Origin of the sequence: Streptomyces sp. NPDC046261 (assembly GCF_040646235.1) — a bacterium.
In the GTDB taxonomy this organism is placed as follows: Bacteria; Actinomycetota; Actinomycetes; order Streptomycetales; family Streptomycetaceae; genus Streptomyces.
On the sequence record NZ_JBEYZU010000004.1, the window covers coordinates 154,611 to 175,932 of the forward strand.

Annotated in this window: 17 protein-coding genes; 1 reads left to right on the plus strand and 16 read right to left on the minus strand. The window is 71.8% G+C overall.

The genetic code is table 11. From position 1 onward, the window contains the following. Positions 1-23: 23 nt before the first annotated feature. From ABZ956_RS10075 to ABZ956_RS10090, 4 genes are all read right to left on the minus strand, one after another. Positions 24-1,616, minus strand: a complete 1,593-nt coding sequence (locus ABZ956_RS10075) for a Na+/H+ antiporter (protein WP_361889764.1) — start codon at positions 1,614-1,616, stop codon at positions 24-26. An 87-nt stretch (positions 1,617-1,703) separates the two neighbouring features. Then, entirely contained in the window at positions 1,704-2,645 is a 942-nt protein-coding gene (locus tag ABZ956_RS10080; protein ID WP_361889767.1) for an RluA family pseudouridine synthase, read from the minus strand. A gap of 62 nt (positions 2,646-2,707) precedes the next feature. Further along, positions 2,708-3,292 (minus strand): signal peptidase II, encoded by a 585-nt coding sequence (lspA, locus tag ABZ956_RS10085; RefSeq protein ID WP_361889770.1) that lies wholly within the window; start codon positions 3,290-3,292, stop codon positions 2,708-2,710. Between the two features lie 64 nt (positions 3,293-3,356). Next, entirely contained in the window at positions 3,357-4,880 is a 1,524-nt protein-coding gene (locus ABZ956_RS10090) for a TraR/DksA C4-type zinc finger protein (RefSeq protein WP_361889773.1), read from the minus strand. 441 nt (positions 4,881-5,321) lie between these two features. Here ABZ956_RS10090 and ileS point away from each other — a divergent pair, with 441 nt between their 5' ends. Continuing rightward, entirely contained in the window at positions 5,322-8,456 is a 3,135-nt protein-coding gene (gene ileS / locus ABZ956_RS10095; protein WP_361889776.1) for an isoleucine--tRNA ligase, read from the plus strand. Between the two features lie 137 nt (positions 8,457-8,593). Here ileS and ABZ956_RS10100 read toward each other — a convergent pair whose 3' ends face one another. The 12 genes from ABZ956_RS10100 to murF all read right to left on the minus strand — a co-directional run bounded on the left by ABZ956_RS10100 (position 8,594) and on the right by murF (position 21,288). Further along, positions 8,594-9,778, minus strand: coding sequence for a DivIVA domain-containing protein (locus ABZ956_RS10100; RefSeq protein WP_361889779.1), 1,185 nt, complete (start codon positions 9,776-9,778; stop codon positions 8,594-8,596). A gap of 61 nt (positions 9,779-9,839) precedes the next feature. After that, the gene (locus ABZ956_RS10105; RefSeq protein ID WP_099197393.1) at positions 9,840-10,124 is read right to left on the minus strand and encodes a YggT family protein; all 285 of its coding nucleotides are present in this window, start codon (positions 10,122-10,124) and stop codon (positions 9,840-9,842) included. A 71-nt stretch (positions 10,125-10,195) separates the two neighbouring features. Beyond that, positions 10,196-10,804, minus strand: a complete 609-nt coding sequence (gene sepF / locus ABZ956_RS10110) for a cell division protein SepF (protein ID WP_361889782.1) — start codon at positions 10,802-10,804, stop codon at positions 10,196-10,198. Between the two features lie 121 nt (positions 10,805-10,925). Next, entirely contained in the window at positions 10,926-11,645 is a 720-nt protein-coding gene (locus tag ABZ956_RS10115) for a YggS family pyridoxal phosphate-dependent enzyme (protein WP_361889785.1), read from the minus strand. Between the two features lie 3 nt (positions 11,646-11,648). Next, positions 11,649-12,386: a peptidoglycan editing factor PgeF gene (gene pgeF, locus ABZ956_RS10120; RefSeq protein ID WP_361889788.1), complete on the minus strand. Its 738-nt coding sequence runs from the start codon at positions 12,384-12,386 to the stop codon at positions 11,649-11,651. 66 nt (positions 12,387-12,452) lie between these two features. Next, positions 12,453-13,700 (minus strand): cell division protein FtsZ, encoded by a 1,248-nt coding sequence (ftsZ, locus tag ABZ956_RS10125; protein ID WP_361889791.1) that lies wholly within the window; start codon positions 13,698-13,700, stop codon positions 12,453-12,455. A 240-nt stretch (positions 13,701-13,940) separates the two neighbouring features. After that, positions 13,941-14,819 carry an FtsQ-type POTRA domain-containing protein gene (locus tag ABZ956_RS10130; RefSeq protein WP_361889794.1) on the minus strand — a complete coding sequence of 293 codons (879 nt, stop codon included), beginning with the start codon at positions 14,817-14,819 and terminating at the stop codon, positions 13,941-13,943. Between the two features lie 29 nt (positions 14,820-14,848). Then, positions 14,849-15,943, minus strand: a complete 1,095-nt coding sequence (gene murG, locus ABZ956_RS10135; RefSeq protein WP_361889797.1) for an undecaprenyldiphospho-muramoylpentapeptide beta-N-acetylglucosaminyltransferase — start codon at positions 15,941-15,943, stop codon at positions 14,849-14,851. Positions 15,944-15,949: 6 nt separating this feature from the next. Next, positions 15,950-17,320, minus strand: coding sequence for a putative lipid II flippase FtsW (gene ftsW, locus ABZ956_RS10140; protein ID WP_361889800.1), 1,371 nt, complete (start codon positions 17,318-17,320; stop codon positions 15,950-15,952). 58 nt (positions 17,321-17,378) lie between these two features. Then, positions 17,379-18,806: a UDP-N-acetylmuramoyl-L-alanine--D-glutamate ligase gene (gene murD / locus ABZ956_RS10145; RefSeq protein ID WP_361889803.1), complete on the minus strand. Its 1,428-nt coding sequence runs from the start codon at positions 18,804-18,806 to the stop codon at positions 17,379-17,381. Continuing rightward, complete coding sequence (gene mraY, locus ABZ956_RS10150) at positions 18,803-19,867, minus strand: phospho-N-acetylmuramoyl-pentapeptide-transferase (RefSeq protein WP_361889806.1); 1,065 nt, start codon at positions 19,865-19,867, stop codon at positions 18,803-18,805. The genes murD and mraY overlap by 4 nt, the downstream gene beginning before the upstream one ends. Further along, positions 19,867-21,288: a UDP-N-acetylmuramoyl-tripeptide--D-alanyl-D-alanine ligase gene (murF, locus tag ABZ956_RS10155; protein WP_361889809.1), complete on the minus strand. Its 1,422-nt coding sequence runs from the start codon at positions 21,286-21,288 to the stop codon at positions 19,867-19,869. Before murF ends, mraY begins: the two co-directional genes overlap by 1 nt. Between the last annotated feature and the right edge of the window lie 34 nt (positions 21,289-21,322).

Here is a 21,322-nt window from a genome sequence, read left to right on the forward strand (position 1 = left end):
AAGGCTTGCGGGGGCCGCGCGGTTCAGATGCCGCGCAGGGTGCGTTCGTCCAGATGGCGCAGCACCCTGTCCACCACCTCCGGGTCCATCCTCGGCTCGCTGCGGGCCGCGATGACCTCCCGCCGCGCCGCCGACAGCAGCTCCCCCTGGACCCGGTGGAGCGTCCGCAGCCGCTCCACCCGCCGCGCGTGTGCCTCGCGGCGCTCGTCGTCGACCATCTCGGGGCTGATGCGGGCGCCGATGTCGTAGGCGCGCCGGCCCAGCGTCTCCATCATGTCCTCGGGAAGGTCCTCGGCCTCCACGATCTCCATCAGCCGGTGCCGGGCCGCCTTCGCCGCCCGCGCGGCCAGCTGCCGCTCCTGCTCCAGGCTCTCGTCGTGGTCGGCGGCCACCCCCAGCACACGCACGAGCCGGGGCAGGGTCAGGCCCTGGGCGACGAGGGTGGCGAGGATGACGGCGAACGCGACGAAGAGGATCTCGTCACGGGCCGGGAAGGGGGCCTTGTCCTCCGTCGTCAGGGGGATGGCCAGGGCGAGGGCCACCGTGGCCACGCCGCGCATCCCCGACCACCACGTCACCACCGTCTCGCGCCAGCTCATCAGGACCTCTTCGTGGATGTCCAGGCGCTTGTGCAGCTTCTTGGTCAGCCACGCGGCCGGCAGCAGCCACAGCAGCCGCACCCCGACGACCACCGCGACGACGACGCCGCCGATGCCCAGCATCTCGCCCCAGCGGCCGGAGGCCGTGCTGACGGCGTTGTGCAGCTCCAGGCCGACGAGGCCGAAGGCCGCGCCGGTGACGAGGGTGTCGACGACCTCCCAGAAGGTGTGCCCCGCCAGCCGGCCCAGGACGTCGTCGGGGTCATGCGTGTACTCGGCCAGGTACAGGGCGGTCGTCAGCACGGCCAGTACGCCGGAGCCCTTGAGCTCCTCGGCGAGGACGTAGGAGACGAACGGCACCAGCAGGGTGAGACCGATCTGGAGCGTGGCGTCCCCGAGGACGCCCATCAGCCGCTTGGTGGCCCAGCCCAGCGCGAGGCCGACCACGACGGCCACCACGGCCGACAGCACCAGCGCGCCGACCGCCTCCGGCAGGGAGAAGCTGCCGCTGACGGCGGCCGCGATGGCCACGTGGTAGAGCACGATGGCGGTGACGTCGTTGAAGAGCCCCTCGCCCTCCAGGATGGAGACCAGGCGGCGCGGCAGGCCCAGGGCGCCGGCGACGGAGGTGGCGGCGACCGGGTCGGGCGGGGCCACGAGCGCGCCCAGCGCCACGGCGGCGGCCAGCGAGATCCCGGGCACGATCGCGTGGGCGACGGCGGCGACGGCGGCGGTGGTGACGAAGACCAGCGCGACCGCCAGCAGGAAGATCGGCCGCCGGTTGGCCGCGAACTGCCGCCACGAGGTGCGCTGGGCGGTGGCGTAGAGCAGGGGCGGCAGCACCAGCGGGAGGATGAACTCCGGCGGGATGTCCACGGCGGGCACGAACGGCACCAGCGCGAGGACGATCCCGCCGATCGTCATCAGGACGGGGGACGGCAGCCCCAGCCGGTCCCCGAGCGGCACCGTGACCAGCGCCCCGAGCAGCAGCACGAACAGCAGCGCGAGCTGGTCCACGGATGCCCTCCGGGCGGGTCGGCGCGGTCGAACAGACCTCCAGCCTGCCTCACACGCTCCCCGCCCGCCTCACGGGCACCGACCGCCTCAGGAGCTCTCGGCGCGCACCGTGTCCAGGGCGTACTGCAGGTCCTCGGGGTAGGCGCTCTCGAACTCGACCCAGCGGCCGTCCGAGGGGTGCTCGAAGCCGAGCCGCATGGCGTGCAGCCACTGGCGGGTGAGCTTCAGCCGCTTGGCCAGGGTGGGGTCGGCGCCGTAGGTGAGGTCGCCGACGCAGGGGTGCCGGTGCGCGGACATGTGCACCCGGATCTGGTGCGTACGGCCGGTCTCCAGCTTGATGTCGAGGAGGCTGGCGGCCCGGAACGCCTCGATCAGGTCGTAGTGGGTCACCGACGGCTTGCCCTCGGCCGTGACCGCCCACTTGTAGTCGTGGTTGGGGTGGCGGCCGATGGGGGCGTCGATGGTGCCGCTCATGGGGTCAGGGTGGCCCTGGACCAGCGCGTGGTAGCGCTTGTCGACCGTGCGCTCGCGGAACTGCTGCTTGAGCAGGGTGTAGGCGCGCTCGGACTTGGCGACCACCATCAGGCCGGACGTGCCCACGTCGAGGCGGTGCACGATGCCCTGGCGCTCGGCGGCACCGGAGGTGGAGATGCGGTACCCGGCGGCGGCGAGCCCGCCGATCACGGTGGGGCCGGACCAGCCGGGGCTGGGGTGCGCCGCCACGCCGACCGGCTTGACGATGACGACGATGTCGTCGTCGTCATGGACGATCTCCATGCCCTCGACGGGCTCGGCGACGATCTGCACCGGCGCGGGCGGCGCGGGCATCTCGACCTCGAGCCAGGCGCCGCCGGTCACCCGGTCGGACTTCCCGGCCTCGGCCCCGTCGAGCTGGACCTTGCCCGCGGCCGCCAGCTCGGCCGCCTTGGTGCGGGAGAAGCCGAACATACGGGCGATCGCAGCGTCGACGCGCTCGCCCTCGAGGCCGTCGGGAACGGGCAGGGCGCGGATCTCGGGAATGGTGCTCACCCGTCGAGTATGACGGACGGCTGTGACAGGCCCGCACGCGCGGGCCCGCCGCGGCCTCCGGCTCAGTCGTCGTGGACGGTCCCGTCCGGGTCCAGGCCCCGGAAGGAGAGGATGACGATCAGGAAGCCGCCGCAGACGATCGCGGAGTCGGCGAGGTTGAAGACCGCGAAGTGGGCGGGGGCGATGAAGTCCACCACCCCACCCTCGAAGCCGCCGGGCGCGCGGAAGAGCCGGTCGGTGAGATTGCCGAAGGCGCCGCCCAGCAGCAGGCCGAGCGCGATCGCCCACGGCAGGCTGTAGAGCTTGCGGGCGATGCGGGCGATCGCCACGATCACGGCGGTGGCGATGACCGTGAAGACGATCGTCATCGCCTCGCCGATGCCGAAGGCCGCGCCGCGGTTGCGGACGACCTCGAACTGGAGCCACTCGCCGATCACCGGGACGGGGTCGTGGTGCTCCAGCTGGGCCACCACGAACAGCTTGCTGCCCAGGTCGAGGAGGTAGGCGAAGGCGGCCACCGCGAGCAGCACCGCGATGCGCCGCTTGCCGGTGGGCGCGCCCGCCCCGTCGGCCGTGGCCGGCGCCCCGGTGGGCTGGGCCGGCCCGGTGGGCTCGGTGGGCCGTCCGGCCTGTTCCGCCTCAGTCACGTGAGTCCCTGGATGTCGTCCCTGCTGACTGAGGACGAGGGTACGGCACGTGGTGCCGGGCCGGTCAGCGACGTTCCTGGCGCTGTTTGCACTCCACGCACAGGGTGGCCCGGGGGAACGCCTGCATACGGGCCTTGCCGATGGGTTTCCCGCAGTTCTCGCACAGGCCGTACGTTCCGGCGTCCAGGCGTTCCAGCGCCCGCTCGGTCTGCCGCAGCATCTCGCGGGCGTTCGCGGCCAGGGCCAGCTCGTGCTCACGGGTGATGTTCTTGGTGCCGGTGTCGGCCTGGTCGTCGCCGGCGCCGTCGCCCGAGTCACGCATCAGGCCGCTGATCGCCTCCTCGGAGGAGGCGATCTCGGCCCGCAGCCGCACGGCCTCGCCCTGCAGCTCGTCGCGGGCCTCCGCCACCTCCTCCGGCGACCAGGGCTCCTCGCCCGGCCGTACGGCCAGCACCCCCGGCTCGGCGGCGGCCGTGCGCGCCCCCGGCACCTTGTTCGCGGTCTTCTTCGCAGCCACCGTCCTGGCTCCCGTCTCCTCAGCGGGCACCGCCGTGGGGGCCGGTGCGGACTTGTCGACCCTGACGGCCGTGTCGGCCGGGGCGGCCTTGCCTGCCGCCCCGGCCGACACGGCCGAGGTGGCTCTCTTCCCTGTCGCGCCCTTCCCCACGGGTGCGGCACCCTTGCCGGCGGCCTCCGCCCCCACGGCATCGGCCACCGTGGCAGTCTTCCCCGCCTGCACGCTTTTCCCCGCCGACGCGGCCTTTTTGGCTGACGCCATCTTTTTGGCCGGTGCGGCTCTCTTGGCGGGCGGGGCCTTTTTGGCGGGGGCGGCTTGCTTCGCCGGTGCAGCTTGCTTGGCGGGAGCGGGCTCCTTGGCGGGGGCTGCTTGCTCAGCCGGTGCAGCTTGCTTGGCAGGGGCGGCTTTGGCGGGGGCGGCTTGCTCAGACGGTGCGGCTTGCTTCGCCGGTGCGGCTTTGGCAGGGGCGGCTTGCTCAGCCGCTGAGGCTTGCTTGGCAGGGGCCTTACGGGCCGGGGCGGCCTTCTTGGCGGGCGCCTTGCGGGCCGCTGCGGCCTTCTTGGCCGCTGCGGCCTTCGGCGCGGGCGGGGCCTCGGCCGGGGCGGCCGGGCGCTCCGCTGCGGCCTTCTTCGCGGGGGCGGCCCTGGTCGTCGCCTTCTTCCCCGTGGTGGTTTTCGCGGGTGCGGCCTTGGCGGTGGCGGCCGTCTTCGCCGGAGCCGCCTTGGCCGTCGCCTTCTTCCCCGTGGCGGTTTTCGCGGGTGCGGCCTTGGCGGGCGTGGCCTTGGCAGGGGCGGCCTTGGCGGGGGCGGCCTTGGCGGGGGCGGCCTTCTTCGCGGGGGTGGTCTTGGCCGCAGCCTTCTTCGCCGTGGCCGTCTTCGCGGGGGCGGCCTTCGCCGCCTTCTTCGCCGCCGCTGCCTTCTTCGCCGGAGCCGGCTCCTCAGCCGTGGGCTTCCGCGCAGACGCGGCCCCCTTCGCCGCCGGGGCGGCCTTGGCGGCCTTGGCGGCCTTCCTGGCGGGCGCGGCCTTCCTGGCCACCGTCGCCTTCTTCGCGGACGCCGACTTCTCCGCCATGGCCGCGACCCCTTCACATTTTATGATCTTGCGCGCAAATCGTGCGGGAACGATAAATCGCCTCACGGCACGCGGCAACGGGGCACGCCGGTCGCCGGCGTTGTGCCCCGCCTCCGGCCCCGTAATCGGTGGGCCACCGCCCGCCCGGCCCCGTACACTGGGCGGCAGCGAAAGGCGTGGAAGGGACGAGTAGCGCCGCACGCAGCCATGAGCGACCCGGGGACGGTGCGAGCCCGGGGGTGTGCGCGACGTGAAGATCAGCCCGGAGCCGCCGGAAGAACGCCCCGAGGGGTCAGTAGAACCGGCATCGCGATCCCAATGAGGGGGCCGGAGGCGTGACACGCCTGCGGCCAAGGAGGGTGGTACCGCGGGAAGCGCAGCGGACAGCGCGTTCTCGTCCCTCCGACGGACAGCGCAATGACGTCCCGCCGGAGGAAGCCGATGACGCAGTACCGCCAGGTACCCGCACAAGTGGATCTGCCCGCGCTCGAGCACGCCGTGCTCGAATTCTGGCGCGAGAGCAAGACCTTCGCCCGTACCCTCGAACAGTCCGAGGGCCGCCCCGAGTGGGTCTTCTACGAGGGCCCCCCGACCGCCAACGGCATGCCCGGTGCGCACCACATCGAAGCCCGCGTCTTCAAGGACGTCTTCCCGCGCTTCCGCACCATGCAGGGCTACCACGTCGGCCGCAAGGCCGGCTGGGACTGCCACGGCCTGCCGGTCGAGCTCGCGGTCGAGAAGGAGCTCGGCTTCAACGGCAAGCAGGACATCGAGAAGTACGGCATCGCCGAGTTCAACGCGAAGTGCCGCGAGTCCGTGACCCGGCACACCGACGCGTTCGCCGAGCTCACCACCCGCATGGGCTACTGGGTCGACCTGGACGACGCCTACCGGACCATGGACCCCGAGTACGTCCAGTCGGTCTGGTGGTCGCTGAAGGAGATCTTCAACAAGGGCCTGCTGGTCCAGGACCACCGCGTCGCCCCCTGGTGCCCCCGCTGCGGCACCGGCCTGTCCGACCACGAGCTGGCGCAGGGCTACGAGACGGTCGTCGACCCGTCCGTCTTCGTGCGCTTCCCGCTGACCTCCGGCCCGCTCGCGGGCGAGGCGGCGCTGCTGGTGTGGACGACCACCCCGTGGACGCTCGTCTCCAACGTCGCCGCCGCCGCGCACCCGGACGTCACCTACGTCGTGGCCACCGACGGCAACGAGAAGCTGGTGGTCGCCGAGGCGCTGCTGGAGAAGGCCCTCGGCGAGGGCTGGACGGCCACCGGCCAGTCCTTCACCGGCCGCGAGATGGAGCGCTGGAGCTACCGTCGCCCCTTCGACCTGGTCGAGCTGGACGGCGCGAACTTCGTCGTCAACGCCGAGTACGTCACCACCGAGGACGGCACCGGTCTGGTCCACCAGGCCCCCGCCTTCGGTGAGGACGACCTCAAGACGTGCCGCGCGTACGACCTGCCCGTCGTCAACCCGGTCCGCCCCGACGGCACCTTCGAGGAGGGCCTGGGCCTCGTCGGCGGCCAGTTCTTCAAGAAGGCCGACGAGAAGCTCGTCGCCGACCTCACCGAGCGGGGCCTGCTGTTCAAGCACATCGCGTACGAGCACAGCTACCCGCACTGCTGGCGCTGCCACACCGCGCTGCTGTACTACGCGCAGCCGTCCTGGTACATCCGCACCACCGCGATCAAGGACCGGCTGCTCGCGGAGAACGAGAAGACCAACTGGTTCCCCGAGTCGGTCAAGCACGGCCGCTTCGGCGACTGGCTGAACAACAACATCGACTGGGCGCTCTCCCGCAACCGCTACTGGGGCACCCCGCTGCCCATCTGGCGCTGCGAGGACGACCACCTCACCTGCGTCGGCTCGCTGGCCGAGCTCTCCGAGCTCACCGGCACCGACCAGAGCGGCCTGGACCCGCACCGCCCGTACATCGACGACGTCACCTTCACCTGCACCACCGAGGGCTGCTCGCACACGGCCGTGCGCGTCCCCGAGGTCATCGACGCCTGGTACGACTCCGGCTCGATGCCGTTCGCCCAGTGGGGTTACCCCTACAAGAACAAGGAGCTCTTCGAGCAGCGCTACCCGGCGCAGTTCATCTCCGAGGCGATCGACCAGACGCGCGGCTGGTTCTACACCCTGATGGCCGTCGGCACGCTCGTCTTCGACAAGTCGTCGTACGAGAACGTCGTCTGCCTGGGCCACATCCTCGCCGAGGACGGCCGGAAGATGTCCAAGCACCTGGGCAACATCCTCCAGCCGATCCCCCTGATGGACCAGCACGGCGCCGACGCCGTCCGCTGGTTCATGGCCGCCGGCGGCTCCCCGTGGGCCGCGCGCCGCGTCGGCCACGGCACGATCCAGGAGGTCGTCCGCAAGACGCTCCTCACGTACTGGAACACGGTCGCCTTCCAGGCCCTGTACGCGCGTACGTCCGGCTGGGCCCCCTCGGCCTCCGACCCGGCCCCGGCCGACCGCCCGCTGATCGACCGCTGGCTGCTCAGCGAGCTGAACGCGCTGACCGACCAGGTCACGCAGGCCATGGAGGCCTACGACACCCAGCGCGCCGGCAAGCTGCTGTCGTCCTTCGTGGACGACCTGTCCAACTGGTACGTGCGCCGTTCGCGCCGCCGGTTCTGGCAGGGCGACGCGGCCGCGCTGCGCACGCTGCACGAGGTCATCGAGACCGTGACCCGGCTGATGGCGCCCCTGGTGCCGTTCATCACCGAGCGGGTGTGGCAGGACCTCGTCGTCCCGGTCGACCCGCAGGCCCCGGAGTCGGTGCACCTGTCCACCTGGCCCAAGGCCGACGCCACGCTGATCGATGCGACGCTGTCCCAGCAGATGCTGCTGGTCCGGCGCCTGGTCGAGCTGGGCCGCGCCACGCGCGCCGAGTCGGGCGTCAAGACGCGCCAGCCGCTGTCGCGCGCGCTGGTCGCCGCGGCCGGCTTCGAGGCGCTCGGCGAGGAGCTGCGCGCGCAGATCGCCGAGGAGCTCAACGTCTCCTCGCTCGCCTCCCTGTCGGAGGTGGGCGGCTCGCTCGTCGACACCACGGCCAAGGCGAACTTCCGCGCCCTGGGCAAGCGGTTCGGCAAGGGCGTCCAGGCGGTGGCCAAGGCCGTCGCCGCGGCGGACGCGGCGGCGCTCTCCCTCGCGCTGCGCCAGGGCACGGCCTCGGTGGTCGTCGACGGGGAGACCGTCACGCTCGCCGCGGACGAGGTCATCATCACCGAGACCCCGCGCGAGGGCTGGTCCGTGGCCTCCGACTCGGGTGCCACCGTGGCCCTCGACCTGGAGATCACTCCGGAGCTGCGGCGTGCGGGCCTGGCCCGCGACGCCATCCGGCTGATCCAGGAAGCCCGCAAGAACAGCGGCCTGGACGTCGCGGACCGGATCGCCCTTCGGTGGACCTCCACGGACGCCGCCACGACCACGGCGCTCGACGAGCACGCCGGCCTCATCGCCGACGAGGTCCTGGCCACGGACTTCGCCGCCGGCTCCGCCGACGACTCCTACGGTGAGCCGTTCACGGACGAAGGTCTCGGACTGACGTTCCGCCTCCGTAAGGCGTAAGCAGACGGGTGACCCCGGCGCTTCGCGCCGGGGTCTTCGCCCACCCACCCGCGCCTGAGGCGCGACCACAACGGAAATGGGCCGGGCCCCTGGGAAATCCCAGGGGCCCGGCCCATGTGTGCTGACGGATCCAGCCGTCAGTTGTCGTCCTCGTCGATGAGGAACCCACGCATCGGCGAGGGAGCCTGCATCGGCTGCTGGCCCTGCGGCCGCACCGGCGCCATCGGCTGCGTCATCGCCGGCGACATCTGCTGCTGACCGCCGTACGACGGGGCACCGGTCGACGGGCCGCCGTGGCCGCCCATGGACTGGTTGCCACCCATGGAGTTGCCGCCCATGGAGTGACCGCCCATGCCCGCACCGGCCGAGGCCATCGACCCGCTCATCGAGGGGGCCGGCGGCAGCGACGCGGTCGCCGGGGTCCGCGGCGGGGCCAGCGAGTCGTCCGCCTGGTTCTCCAGCTGACGCAGCTGGCTCTCCAGGTAGGACTTCAGTCGCGTGCGGTACTCGCGCTCGAAGCCACGCAGGTCCTCGACCTTGCGCTCCAGCGTGGCGCGCGCGGACTCCAGGGAGCCCATCGCCACGCGGTGCTTCTCCTGCGCGTCCCGCTCCAGGGCGTCCGCCTTGGCACGGGCGTCCCGCTCCAGACCCTCGGCACGGCTGCGGGCCTCGCCGACGATCTTGTTGGCCTCGGAACGGGCCTCCGCGATCGCCTGGTCGGCCGTCTGCTGCGCGAGCGACAGAACACGGGCCGCGCTGTCACCGCCGGGACCCTGCCCCGGCTGCGGCAGCTGCGGGCCACCCATGGGGCCGTTCTGCTGCATCGGGTTCTGGCCCATCGGACCGTTCTGCTGCATGGGGTTCTGCCCCATAGGTCCGTTCTGCCCCATGGGTCCGCCCATCGGGCCACCCATCGGACCGTTCTGTCCCATCGGGCCGGGACCGTGCGGACCCTGGGGACCGTGGCCGTGTCCGCCTGGGCCGGCCGGCAGCTGCGGGGCACCGCCCGGAAGCTGCGGCGGGCCACCCATCTGCTGCTGGTTCGGCGGCACCGGCTGCGGGCCGGATATGGCGGCGGGCACCGGAGCGCCGGGTCGTTGCTCCTGCGGCTCGGGCTTGCGCATGGCCTGCTGCTGGTTCTGCGCGGCGGCGCGCGTCGCGGCGGCCAGCTTGGCGCGCAGGTCCTCGTTCTCCCTGAGCAGGCGGGTCAGTTCGGCCTCGACCTCGTCGAGGAAGGCATCGACCTCGTCCTCGTCATAGCCTTCTCGGAGGCGGACGGTCGTGAACTGCTTGTTCCGCACGTCCTCGGGGCTCAGCGGCATCTCTTCTTCACCTCAACGTAGTCGTCGGCAATCGGCAAGACCGTATCGTTCACAGCCGCGTTCACAGCCGGCTCACGACGGTGATCAGGATGTAGACGATGATCATCAGTACGAAGAAGGACAGGTCGAGCGCCACGCCCCCGAGACGCAGCGGCGGGATGACCCGCCGCAGAAGCTTGAGTGGCGGATCGGTGACAGTGTAGGTGGCCTCCAGGACCACCACCATCGCCTTACCGGGTTGCCATGAGCGGGCGAACTGGAAGACGTAGTCCATCACCAGCCGGAAGATCAGCACGATCAGAAAGCAGTACAGCGCGATGTAGATCACCTGCTGTGCGATGCCCATCTCGCGCTTCCCTCTCCCCTTGCTCGTACTCGGCCTGACTGGCCGTTGTCCGGATTGCCCGGTGTTGCGTCTCAGCTCTGGTTGAAGAACCCACCCTCTGCGATACGGGCCTTGTCCTCCGCCGTGACATCGACGTTAGCAGGAGACAGCAGGAACACCTTCTGCGTCACCCGCTCGATGCTCCCGTGGAGTCCGAAGACCAGACCCGCCGCGAAGTCGACAAGACGCTTCGCGTCGGTGTCGTCCATCTCGGTGAGATTCATGATCACCGGGGTACCTTCGCGGAAGTGTTCCCCGATGGTACGGGCCTCGTTGTAGGTCCGGGGGTGCAATGTCGTGATGCGGTAAGGCTCCCGCTCGGACACAACCTTGGGCATGATCACCGGTGCGTTCTTCTCCAGAGAGTGGCGTTCGGGTGTGATGGACGACACGGGGGCGATTCGGGCGGGTCGTCCCGTTTCCGCTACGAGCGGAGCGGGTTCGCGCTGCGCGGGCGGCTGGGCGACTCGAACCGGTTCGTCCGATTGCGTCTGTTGTGCTTGATGTGTCTGGTGCTGCCGGCGCCGGTCCGGCTCGGGCTCGGGCTCGAACTCGTCATCGGGGTCGAACCCCGGGCCGTCATACCCATCGTCCTCCACGAGGCCGAGGTAGACCGCCATCTTGCGCATCGCGCCGGCCATTCTCTGCGTCCTCCGCTCTGTGGTGGATCGGCTCCGTCAACGGCGCCCGGATCCACGTGGTCCGCCCGCCTTTTGACGGGAATGACCATATTTTCTGCTGTGGTCCGACTTCCTGGCGACGTTACCCGAGCCGGGGTCGGACTCCGAGTACCGCTGAGCCGACACGTACATGTGTCGCACCGGCCGCGACGGCGTCCTCGAGGTCCGCGCTCATCCCTGCTGACACCATGTTCGCAGCCGGATGGGCCGCGCGCAGGTCCGTTGCGATTTCCATCAGCCGGTCGAAAGCGGCCCGAGGCCTTCCCGCGTATGGCCCGTCGAGCGGAGCGACCGTCATGAGACCGGCGGGTCGCAGCCCTTCGGCCTCCGCGATCGCCTCGGCCAGGGCCGGCACGTGGTCGGGCGCGACGCCGCCTCTCTCCCCCCGGGCCCCGGACTCCGCGTCCAGGGCCACCTGGATCAGGCAGCCCAGCTCCCGGCCGGCCCGGACGGCCGCCGTCGACAGCGCCGTGACCAGTCTGTTCCGGTCAACGGAGTGCACCAGACCGGCGTAATTCACCACCGACCGGACCTTGTTTGTCTGCAACTGACCGACGAAGTGCCAGGTAAGGGGCAGATCCGAGCACTCGGCGGCCTTGGGGGCGGCGTCCTGGTCGCGGTTCTCGGCGACATGACGCACCCCCAGTTCGCACAGGAGGCGGACGTCACTCGCCGGGTAGGTCTTGGTGACCACGATGAGCGTCACCTCCTCGCGCCCCCGGCCCGCTGCCGCGCAGGCGGCGGAGATACGTTCCTCCACCCGGGCGAGGTTGTCCGCCAACTGGGTTCTACGGTCCGTCACAGCTCAGCCGTCCAGCCACACATAGCTTGCGAGTCGCCCGGTGGTCCGCTCGCGCCGGTAGGAGAAGTGGTCCGCCGACTCCAGCGTGCACACGGGAGAGGTGCCGCTGACGCCGACACCCATCCGGCCCAGCTGCGCCACGACTCCGGCCGCGACGTCCACCGCGGGGGTGCCCTGGCGGGTGGTGGCCCATGCCTCGGGCACCGCCGCGGCGACCTCGGCGCGCATGGCCTCGGGCACCTCGTAGCACAGGCCGCAGACCGAGGGCCCGATGTGGGCGAGGATCCGGGCCGGGTCGGCGCCCAGCCGGAGCATCTCCCCGACGACCGCGGGCACGACGCCGGCCAGCAGTCCGGGCCGCCCGGCGTGGGCGGCGCCCGCGATCCCGGCGACCGGGTCGGCGAGCAGGACCGGGGTGCAGTCCGCGGTCAGCACCGCGAGGGCCAGGCCCCGACGGGTCGTCACCACGGCGTCGACCGCCGGGATTTCACCCGTTCGCCCGGCTTGCCCTGCCTGCCAGGGTTCGTCCACCACGGCGACGTCCTTGCCGTGCACCTGGTTCATCCAGACGACGGCGGCCGGGTCGAGGCCGAGCGCCCGGGCGGCCCGCTCGCGGTTGGCCAGGACGGCGGCCGGGTCGTCGCCGACCGCGCCGCCGAGGTTGAGCTCCGCATACGGAGCGGCGCTCACCCCGCCCCACCTGTCGGTGAAGGCGAAGTGCGCGCCGCTCGCGTGTGCCACGTGCTCTACGGAAGGCACTGTGTGCTGTTGCCCTATCACTGGGAGCCGCTCACCGGTTCCTTGAGGTCACTTCAGGAAGTCGGGAACGTCCAGTTCCTCGGCGGTCGAGTCCTGGTACGGACGCGCCGGCGGGACCTGGGGCGAAGCGACCGGGGGCGGCGGGACCTCGGCGACGGGCGCCGGGTCCGGCACGGGCTCCTCGGTGCGCGGGGTCACGCTGCCGAGGCTGCCGAAGGACGGCCGGGAGGGCTCGGCCGGCGCCACCGGCCGGCCGGCTGTCGCGGCGGCCGAGCCGCTCTCCTCGCGGCCGGAGCCGTAGGAGGAGGAGCCGCCGAGCACCTTGTCGCGGCTGCCCTTGGCCGGCGGCTGCCCGCCGTCGAAGCCGGCCGCGATGACCGTGACCCGGACCTCGTCGCCGAGGGCGTCGTCGATGACGGCGCCGAAGATGATGTTGGCCTCGGGGTGGGCCGCCTCGCTGACCAGCTGCGCCGCCTCGTTGATCTCGAAGAGACCGAGGTCGGAGCCGCCGGAGATGGAGAGCAGGACGCCGCGGGCGCCGTCGATGGACGCCTCCAGCAGCGGCGAGGAGATCGCCATCTCGGCGGCGGCCACCGCGCGGTCGTCGCCGCGCGCCGAGCCGATGCCCATGAGGGCCGAGCCGGCCTCGGACATCACGGACTTGACGTCGGCGAAGTCGAGGTTGATCAGACCCGGGGTGGTGATGAGGTCGGTGATGCCCTGGACGCCGGACAGCAGTACCTGGTCGGCCGACTTGAACGCGTCGAGCACGCTCACCTGGCGGTCCGAGATGGACAGCAGCCGGTCGTTGGGGATGACGATGAGGGTGTCGACCTCGTCGCGCAGACCCGCGATGCCGTCCTCCGCCTGGTTCGCGCGGCGGCGGCCCTCGAAGGTGAACGGGCGGGTGACCACACCGATCGTCAGGGCGCCCAGCGAACGGGCGATGTTGGCCACGACGGGCGCGCCGCCGGTGCCGGTGCCGCCGCCCTCGCCGGCGGTGACGAAGACCATGTCGGCCCCCTTGAGGACCTCCTCGATCTCCTCGCGGTGGTCCTCGGCGGCCTTGCGGCCGACGTCGGGGTTGGCGCCGGCGCCGAGGCCGCGGGTGAGTTCACGGCCGACGTCGAGCTTGACGTCGGCGTCGCTCATCAGCAGGGCCTGCGCATCGGTGTTGATCGCGATGAACTCGACGCCCTTGAGACCGACCTCGATCATCCGGTTGATGGCGTTCACGCCACCGCCGCCGATACCGACGACCTTGATGACTGCGAGGTAGTTCTGCGGTGCTGCCACGTCGAAGGCCTCTCGCCTCGAGTTACGTATGCCTGGGGGCGGTTCTCAATGCCGACCCGAACCCTAACGTTGAAGTTTAGGGTTACCGGTGTCACTGTTCCCTGGGTTCTCTGAAGCAGGACACTAAGTCGACAAGCGGCGCGGCTTCAACGAACACGCCGAACCTCCCGTTTTTCTTTTCACCCTATGTGATCACCCATAGCCGTAGCCAACCAGGGTGCTGGCCGAGCGGGAGGAACGTCAACTCCCGGACACCGCCGGGGCTCCCGGGGCGCTCACGTCGTAGCGCTTCGCGCCCCCCGCGGCCTTGAGCAGCGCGGTGAGCGTGCGGGCCTTCGCGTCGCTCCGCTCACCACTGCCCCAGACGATGGTCCGACCGCCCGTCAGTTCGACGGTGATGGAGTCGTATGAGCGTACGCGGATCACGCGGGTGTCACCACGAACGGGTGCGGGCAGGGCCGCCGCCACCCGTACGGCCTCGCGTTCGAGCTGTTCGGTGCCGAAGCGCCGGTGGCTGGGCGAGCCGTCGGGCTCCACCACGAGCCGGGGCACCCCCTGGAGCGGGTGATCGACTGTGGCGAACCGCACGCCCGTGCCGTCGATTTCGATAAACTTCCCGCCCTTTTCGAGGAGCGCTTTGGGCTGTCGTTCGGTCACTTTCAGACCGATCGCGTGCGGCCAGGAACGTTCGACGTCCACCGCCTCGATCCGCCGCAGCCGGTTGCGCAGCCGTTCCGCGATGGCGTCGGTGTCCACGGAGGCGAGGGGGTCGCCGAGCGGGACCTCGGCCGCCTCGCGCACCTCCTCGGGCGTCAGCACGGTGGTGCCGCTGACCTCCACCCGGGTGACGCGCAGCCAGGTCGAGCCGTAGAAGGCCCACCACAGGGCCGTGCCGAGGAGCACGGCCGCCACCGACCACAGGAGCAGCCTGCGCCGTCGCAGGGGCCGGGGACGGGGCCTGGAGCCGCGTGGGGCGCTCCCCCGCGCCTTGCCGCCCCGCCGGGGTGGGCGGGGCGGCAGCAGGGCGATCCGGGACCGTTTGGGCGACCTGGCCGAGCCGGCCGCCTTGGACTTGGCGTTCTTCTGGCCACCGCGCCGGGCGGTCGTCGGTCCGGCCACGCTCCCCAGCCTCCTGCTCCTGCGGGCCGTCAGCCCGCTCTGCGTGCGGCAATCGCCTCGTAGACCATGCCGACGAGCAGCTCGTCGGCGTCGCGCCGGCCGAACTCGGCGGCCGAACGGGACATCTCGTACAGCCGGTGCGGGTTGGAGAGCACCGGGACCACCTGGCTGAGCACCCACTCGGGAGTGAGCTCGGCGTCGTCGACCAGCAGGCCGCCGCCCGCCTTGACCACCGGCTGGGCGTTGAGCCGCTGCTCGCCGTTGCCGATGGGCAGCGGGACGTAGGCCGCCGGCAGGCCGACGGCGGAGAGTTCGGCGACGGTCATCGCGCCCGCGCGGCAGAGCATCATGTCGGCCGCGGCGTACGCGAGGTCCATCCGGTCTACATACGATACCGGGATATAGGGCGGCATTCCGGGCATGTTGTCCACATGCGGCAGGTCGTTCTTCGGGCCGACCGCGTGCAGGATCTGGATGCCGGAGCGCTGCAGCGCCGGGGCGACGGCCTGGACGACCTCGTTGAGCCGGCGGGCGCCCTGCGAGCCGCCGGAGACCAGCAGCGTCGGCAGGTTGGGATCGAGCCCGAAGGCGGCCCGCGCCTCGGGGCGGACGGCGGCCCGGTCCAGCGTGGCGATGGTGCGGCGCAGCGGGATGCCGACGTAGCGGGCGTTGCGCAGCTTGCTGTCCGGCGTGCTCACCGCGACCGAGGCGGCGTAGCGGGAGCCGATCTTGTTGGCGAGGCCGGGGCGGGCGTTGGCCTCGTGGACGATGATCGGCACGCCGAGCCGCTTGGCGGCCAGGTAGCCGGGCAGCGCCACGTAGCCGCCGAAGCCGACCACGCAGTCCGCCCGGGTGCGCTCCAGGATCTGCTCGGCGGCCTTGATGGTGCCGCGCAGCCGTCCGGGGACGGTGATCAGCTCCGGGGTGGGCTTGCGGGGCAGCGGTACGGCCGGGATCAGCCCCAGCTCATAGCCCCGCTCGGGCACGAGCCGGGTCTCCAGACCCCGCTCCGTGCCGAGCGCCGTGATCCCCACGGTCGGGTCCTGCCTGCGCAGGGCGTCCGCGAGGGCGAGCGCGGGCTCGATGTGGCCGGCGGTCCCCCCGCCGGCGAGTACGACATGCACCGAAATTCACCGCTCTCCGGACGGTCGCTTCTTGACGCGCCGTCTCATCGTCTTCCATCTCACCCCAGGCTGCCGCATGGCCAGCGCCGCCCGTGCACCGGGTTCGTCGCGCGCGAAGGCGATCAGGAGCCCGATGGCGAACATGGTCGGCAGCAGGGCGGACCCTCCGTAGGAGAACAGCGGGAGCGGGACACCGGCGATCGGCAGCAGGCCGAGCACCGCACCGATGTTGACCACGGCCTGGGCCGTGATCCAGGTGGTCACACCTCCCGCGGCGTACCTCACGAAGGGGTCCTCCGTGCGTCCGGCCACGCGGATACCCGCATAGCCTAGAGCCGCGAAGAGGGCGAGCACCGACAGCGTCCCCGCCAGACCCAGTTCCTCGCCGGTGATGGCGAAGATGAAGTCGGTGTGGGGTTCGGGGAGTTCGCCCCATTTCTCCACACTGGCCCCGAGGCCGGCACCGAACCATCCGCCGTTGGCCAGCGCGTAGATCCCGTGCACGGCCTGCCAGCACTGATCGTTCGCACCGGGGTCGGTGGCGCCGATGCACTCCAGGCGGGACATGCGGTTGGCGCTGGTCTTGATGAAGAGTATGGCCAGGGCGGCCGTGACGCCGAACACTCCGGAGAAGAGCCTGGTGGGGGCGCCCGCCACCCACAGCAGGCCGAGCAGCACGGCGGTCAGGACGACGGTGGTGCCCATGTCGCCGCCCAGCATGATCAGGCCGAGCAGCAGGAAGGTCACCGGCACCAGCGGCACCAGCAGGTGCTTCCACTGGGTGAGCAGCTTCTTGGACTGCTTGCGGGCCAGCAGGTCGGCGCCCCACAGGACGAGCGCGAGCTTGCCGAACTCGCTGGGCTGCAGCTGGAAGGGGCCGCCCAGCGAGATCCAGTTGGTGTTGCCGTTGATCGTCTCGCCGACGCCGGGCACCTGGACCATGCAGAGCAGGAGGACCGAGACCGCGAGCAGCGGGTAGGCCAGGGCGCGCAGCAGCCTGACCGGGGTGCGGGCGGCCGCGAGCAGCAGCACGGTGCCGATGGCGGCGGCCAGCAGCTGCTTGCGGAAGAAGTAGCTGGGCGCCAGGCCGTTCTGCAGCGCCTTGATCTGGGAGGCGGAGTAGACCATCACCAGGCCGAGGACGGTGATCAGCAGGGAGCCGCCGAGCACCAGGTAGTACGCGGTCAGCGGGCGGTCCCAGGCGCGCCTGGCGCGGGCGTGCAGCCCCCGCAGGCCGCCGGGGCCGCCCCGGGGGCGCCGTGGGCCGCCGGGGGCGCCGCGCGGGGCCGGGCGGGGCGCCCGGGCGGGCCGGGTGCGCGCGGCGGGGCCCCGCAGGGCCGTCCACGCGCCGCTCGCGGCGGTGTCGTCGGCGTGCATCCGGGTGTCCCCTCCGCTGGTGTCCCACGCCGCCGGCCCGCGCCGTGGGGACCGGCGGCTACTGCTGCGCGTCGCGGCCGGCGGCCAGGGCCCGTACGGCCTCGGCGAAGGCCTCGCCGCGCTCGTTGTAGTTGGTGAACATGTCCATCGACGCACACGCCGGGGCCATGAGGACGGTGTCCCCCGGACCGGCGATCCGGGCCGCCTCGCGCACCGCCGCGGCCATCGCCCCAGTGTCGGTCCGCTCGAGGTCCACCACCGGGACATCCGGGGCGTGTCGCGCCAGTGCTTCCCTGATCAGCGCCCGGTCGGCCCCGATGAGGACGACGCCGCGCAGCCGCTTCGCGGAGGCGGCGACCAGCTCGTCGAACGTGGCGCCCTTGGCCAGGCCGCCCGCGATCCACACGATCGACTCGTACGCCGCCAGCGACGCCCGGGCCGCGTGGGTGTTGGTGGCCTTGGAGTCGTCCACGTAGGCGACGCCGTCGACGTCGGCGACGTGGGCGATGCGGTGGGCGTCGGGCCGGAAGGCGCGCAGCCCGTCCCGGACGGCCCGCGCGTCCACGCCGAAGGCGCGGGCGAGGGCGGCGGCGGCGAGGGCGTTGGCGATGTTGTGCGGGGCCGCCGGCTTGATGTCGGAGACCTCGGCGAGCTCCTGGGCGTTCTTGTGGCGGTCGGGCACGAACGCCCGGTCCACGAGCAGGCCCTCGACGACGCCGAGCATGGAGGGGCCGGGGGCGCCGAGGGTGAAGCCGATGGCGCGGCAGCCCTCCTCGACGTCGGCCTCGCGCACCAGGGCCTCGGTGGCCGGGTCCTCTACGTTGTAGACGCAGGCGACCTGGTTGCCCTCGTAGATGCGGCCCTTGTCGGCGGCGTAGGCCGCCATGGAGCCGTGCCAGTCGAGGTGGTCGGGCGCGAGGTTGAGCACGGCCGCGGAGTGGGCGCGCAGCGAGGGCGCCCAGTGCAGCTGGTAGCTGGAGAGCTCGACGGCGAGCACGTCGTAGGGCTGGTCGCCCAGCACCACGTCGATGATCGGGGTGCCGATGTTGCCGACGGCGGCGGTGCGCAGCCCGGCGGCCTCCAGGATGGAGGCGAGCATCTGGACGGTGGTGGTCTTGCCGTTGGTGCCGGTGATCGCGAGCCACGGCGCGGAGGTCTCGTCGCGCAGCTGCCAGGCGATCTCGACGTCGCCGACGACCTCCACGCCCGCCGCGGCGGCTGCCGTGAAGAGCGGGCTGTCCGGCTTCCAGCCCGGCGAGGTGACGACCAGGTCGGTGCCCTCGGGCAGGGTGTCGGCGTCGGCGAGGCGGACGGCGATGCCCTGGGACCGCAGGCCGGCGGCGCGCTCGCGCAGCGCCGGGCTGTCGCCGCCGTCGACGACGGTCACGCTCGCGCCGAGGCCGGCCAGGGCGCGGGCGGCGCTGATGCCGCTCACGCCGAGGCCGGCGACGGTGATGTGCTTGCCGTTGAAGCTCGTGCGGCTCACTTGATGGCCAACCATCCGGCGTAGAAGATTCCGAGTCCGACGGCCACGCACAGGCCCTGGATGATCCAGAACCGGACCACCACAAGGACTTCGCTCCACCCCTTGAGTTCGAAGTGGTGCTGCAGCGGGGCCATGCGGAAGACGCGCTTTCCGGTGAGGCGGAAGGAGCCGACCTGGATGACCACGGACATGGTGATCAGCACGAACAGGCCGCCGAGGAGGGCGAGCAGCAGCTCGGTGCGGGAGCAGATCGCCAGTCCCGCCAGCGCGCCGCCGAGGGCGAGCGAGCCGGTGTCACCCATGAAGATCTTGGCGGGCGAGGTGTTCCACCACAGGAAGCCGAAGCAGGAGCCCATCAGGGCCGAGGCGACGACCGCCAGGTCGAGCGGGTCGCGCACCTCGTAGCAGGAGGCTCCGGCGGTCAGCTGGTTGGCGCAGGACTGGCCGTGCTGCCAGGTGCCGATGAAGACGTAGGCGCCGAAGACCATCACGGAGGCGCCGGTGGCGAGGCCGTCGAGGCCGTCGGTGAGGTTCACGCCGTTCGACATCGCGAGGATCATGAACAGCGCCCAGACCACGAAGATCACGGGGCCGACGGACCAGCCGAAGTCCTGGGTGAAGGACAGCCGCGTGGAGGCCGGGGTCTGGCCCCGGGTGTCGGCGAACTGCAGGGCGAGGACGGCGAAGGCGATGCCGACGATCAGCTGGCCGGCCATCTTCGCCTTGGCGCGCAGGCCCAGGCTCCGCTGCTTGACGATCTTGATGTAGTCGTCGAGGAAGCCGACCAGGCCCATGCCCGCGGTCAGGAACAGCACCAGCAGGCCCGACGTCGTCGGCTCCTTGCTGGTGATCACCTTCGTCACGGCGTACGCGATGAGCGTGGCCAGGATGAAGGCGATGCCGCCCATGGTGGGCGTGCCCTTCTTCCCGGCGTGGCCGCGGGGGCCGTCGTCGCGGATGAACTGGCCGTAGCCCTTGCGGGCCAGGAACTTGATCAGCAGCGGGGTGCCGATGAGGGTCAGGAACAGACCGATGACACCCGCGAAGAGGATCTGGTTCATCAGCCGGCGACCTCACCGTCGACCGCGAGCAGCGCTTCGGCCACCCGTTCCAGCCCCACCGACCTGGACGCCTTCACCAGTACGACGTCTCCCGTGCGCAGCTCGCTGCGCAACAGGTCGACCGCCGCCTGCGCGTCGGACACGTGCACCGACTCCTCACCCCACGAACCCTCGTTATAGGCGCCCATCCGCAGCCAGGCCGCTTCCCTGCCCCCGACTGCCACGAGCTTGCTGACGTTGAGCCGGACGGCGAGCCGCCCGACAGCGTCGTGCTCGGCGAGTGACTCGCCGCCGAGCTCGGCCATCTGACCGAGTACTGCCCACGTACGTCCGCCCCTAGCCCGTGCGGCTTCGCCCATCGCGGCCAGCGCGCGCAGCGCGGCTCGCATGGACTCGGGGTTCGCGTTGTAGGCGTCGTTGACGATCGTCACGCCGTCCGCGCGCTCGGTGACCTCCATCCGCCAGCGCGAGAGCTGGCCCGCACCGGAGAGCGCGTCGGCGATCCCGGACACAGGCATGCCCAGCTCATGGGCGACGGCGGCGGCGGCGAGCGCGTTCGACACGTGGTGCTCACCGTACAGCCGCATGGTCACGTCGGCGCACCCGGTGGGTGTGTGCAGCGTGAAGCGGGGCTGCCCGGTCGCGGTGAGGCGGACGTCCTCGGCGCGGATCTGCGCGTCGGGGGCCTCGCCGAACAGCACCGTACGGGCCTTGGTGCGGGCGCTCATGGCACGGACCAGCGGGTCGTCGGCGTTGAGCACCGCGATGCCGCCCTCGGCGGCGGCGGGCAGCGCCTCGACCAGTTCGCCCTTGGCCTGGGCGATCTGTTCCCGGCCCCCGAACTCGCCGATGTGCGCGGTGCCGACGTTGAGGACGACGCCGATGCGCGGCGGGGTGAGCTGGGCGAGGTAGCGGATGTGGCCGATGCCGCGGGCGCCCATCTCCAGGACGAGGTTGGCGGTGCCGGCGTCGGCGCGCAGCGCGGTCAGCGGCAGGCCGATCTCGTTGTTGAGGGAGCCGGGGGTCCACACCGTGGGGGCGATCCGCTGCAGGAGCTGGGCGATCAGGTCCTTGGTGCTGGTCTTGCCGGCCGAGCCGGTCAGGGCGACGACGGTGGTGCCCAGCCGCTCCACGACGGCCCGGGCGAGGGCGCCCAGGGCGCGCTCGACGTCGTCGACCACGATGGCGGGGACGCCCACGGGGCGGGCGGCCAGCACGGCTGCCGCGCCCGCCTCGACGGCGCGCTGCGCGTAGTCGTGGCCGTCGACGTGCTCGCCGGCGAAGGCGGCGAAGAGGCTGCCCGGCTTCACCTCACGGGAGTCGATGACGACGGGACCGGCGACGGTGGCCAGCGGGTCCGGTATGTCGTGCTGCTGCCCGCCGGTGATGGCGGCGATCTCGGCGAGGGACAGTGCGATCACCGGTGATCACCTCCTGCCGTTCGGGAGAGCTGCC

Coding starts and splice junctions, on each gene's coding strand:
- ABZ956_RS10105 (WP_099197393.1), bottom strand. CDS start 10,124: ATGGGCATCGCACAGCAGGTGATCTACATCGCGCTGTACTGCTTTCTG.
- ABZ956_RS10090 (WP_361889773.1), bottom strand. CDS start 4,880: ATGGCGGAGAAGTCGGCGTCCGCGAAGAAGGCGACGGTGGCCAGGAAG.
- ileS (WP_361889776.1), top strand. CDS start 5,322: ATGACGCAGTACCGCCAGGTACCCGCACAAGTGGATCTGCCCGCGCTC.
- ABZ956_RS10100 (WP_361889779.1), bottom strand. CDS start 9,778: ATGCCGCTGAGCCCCGAGGACGTGCGGAACAAGCAGTTCACGACCGTC.
- sepF (WP_361889782.1), bottom strand. CDS start 10,804: ATGGCCGGCGCGATGCGCAAGATGGCGGTCTACCTCGGCCTCGTGGAG.
- mraY (WP_361889806.1), bottom strand. CDS start 19,867: ATGAACCAGATCCTCTTCGCGGGTGTCATCGGTCTGTTCCTGACCCTC.
- ftsW (WP_361889800.1), bottom strand. CDS start 17,320: ATGCACGCCGACGACACCGCCGCGAGCGGCGCGTGGACGGCCCTGCGG.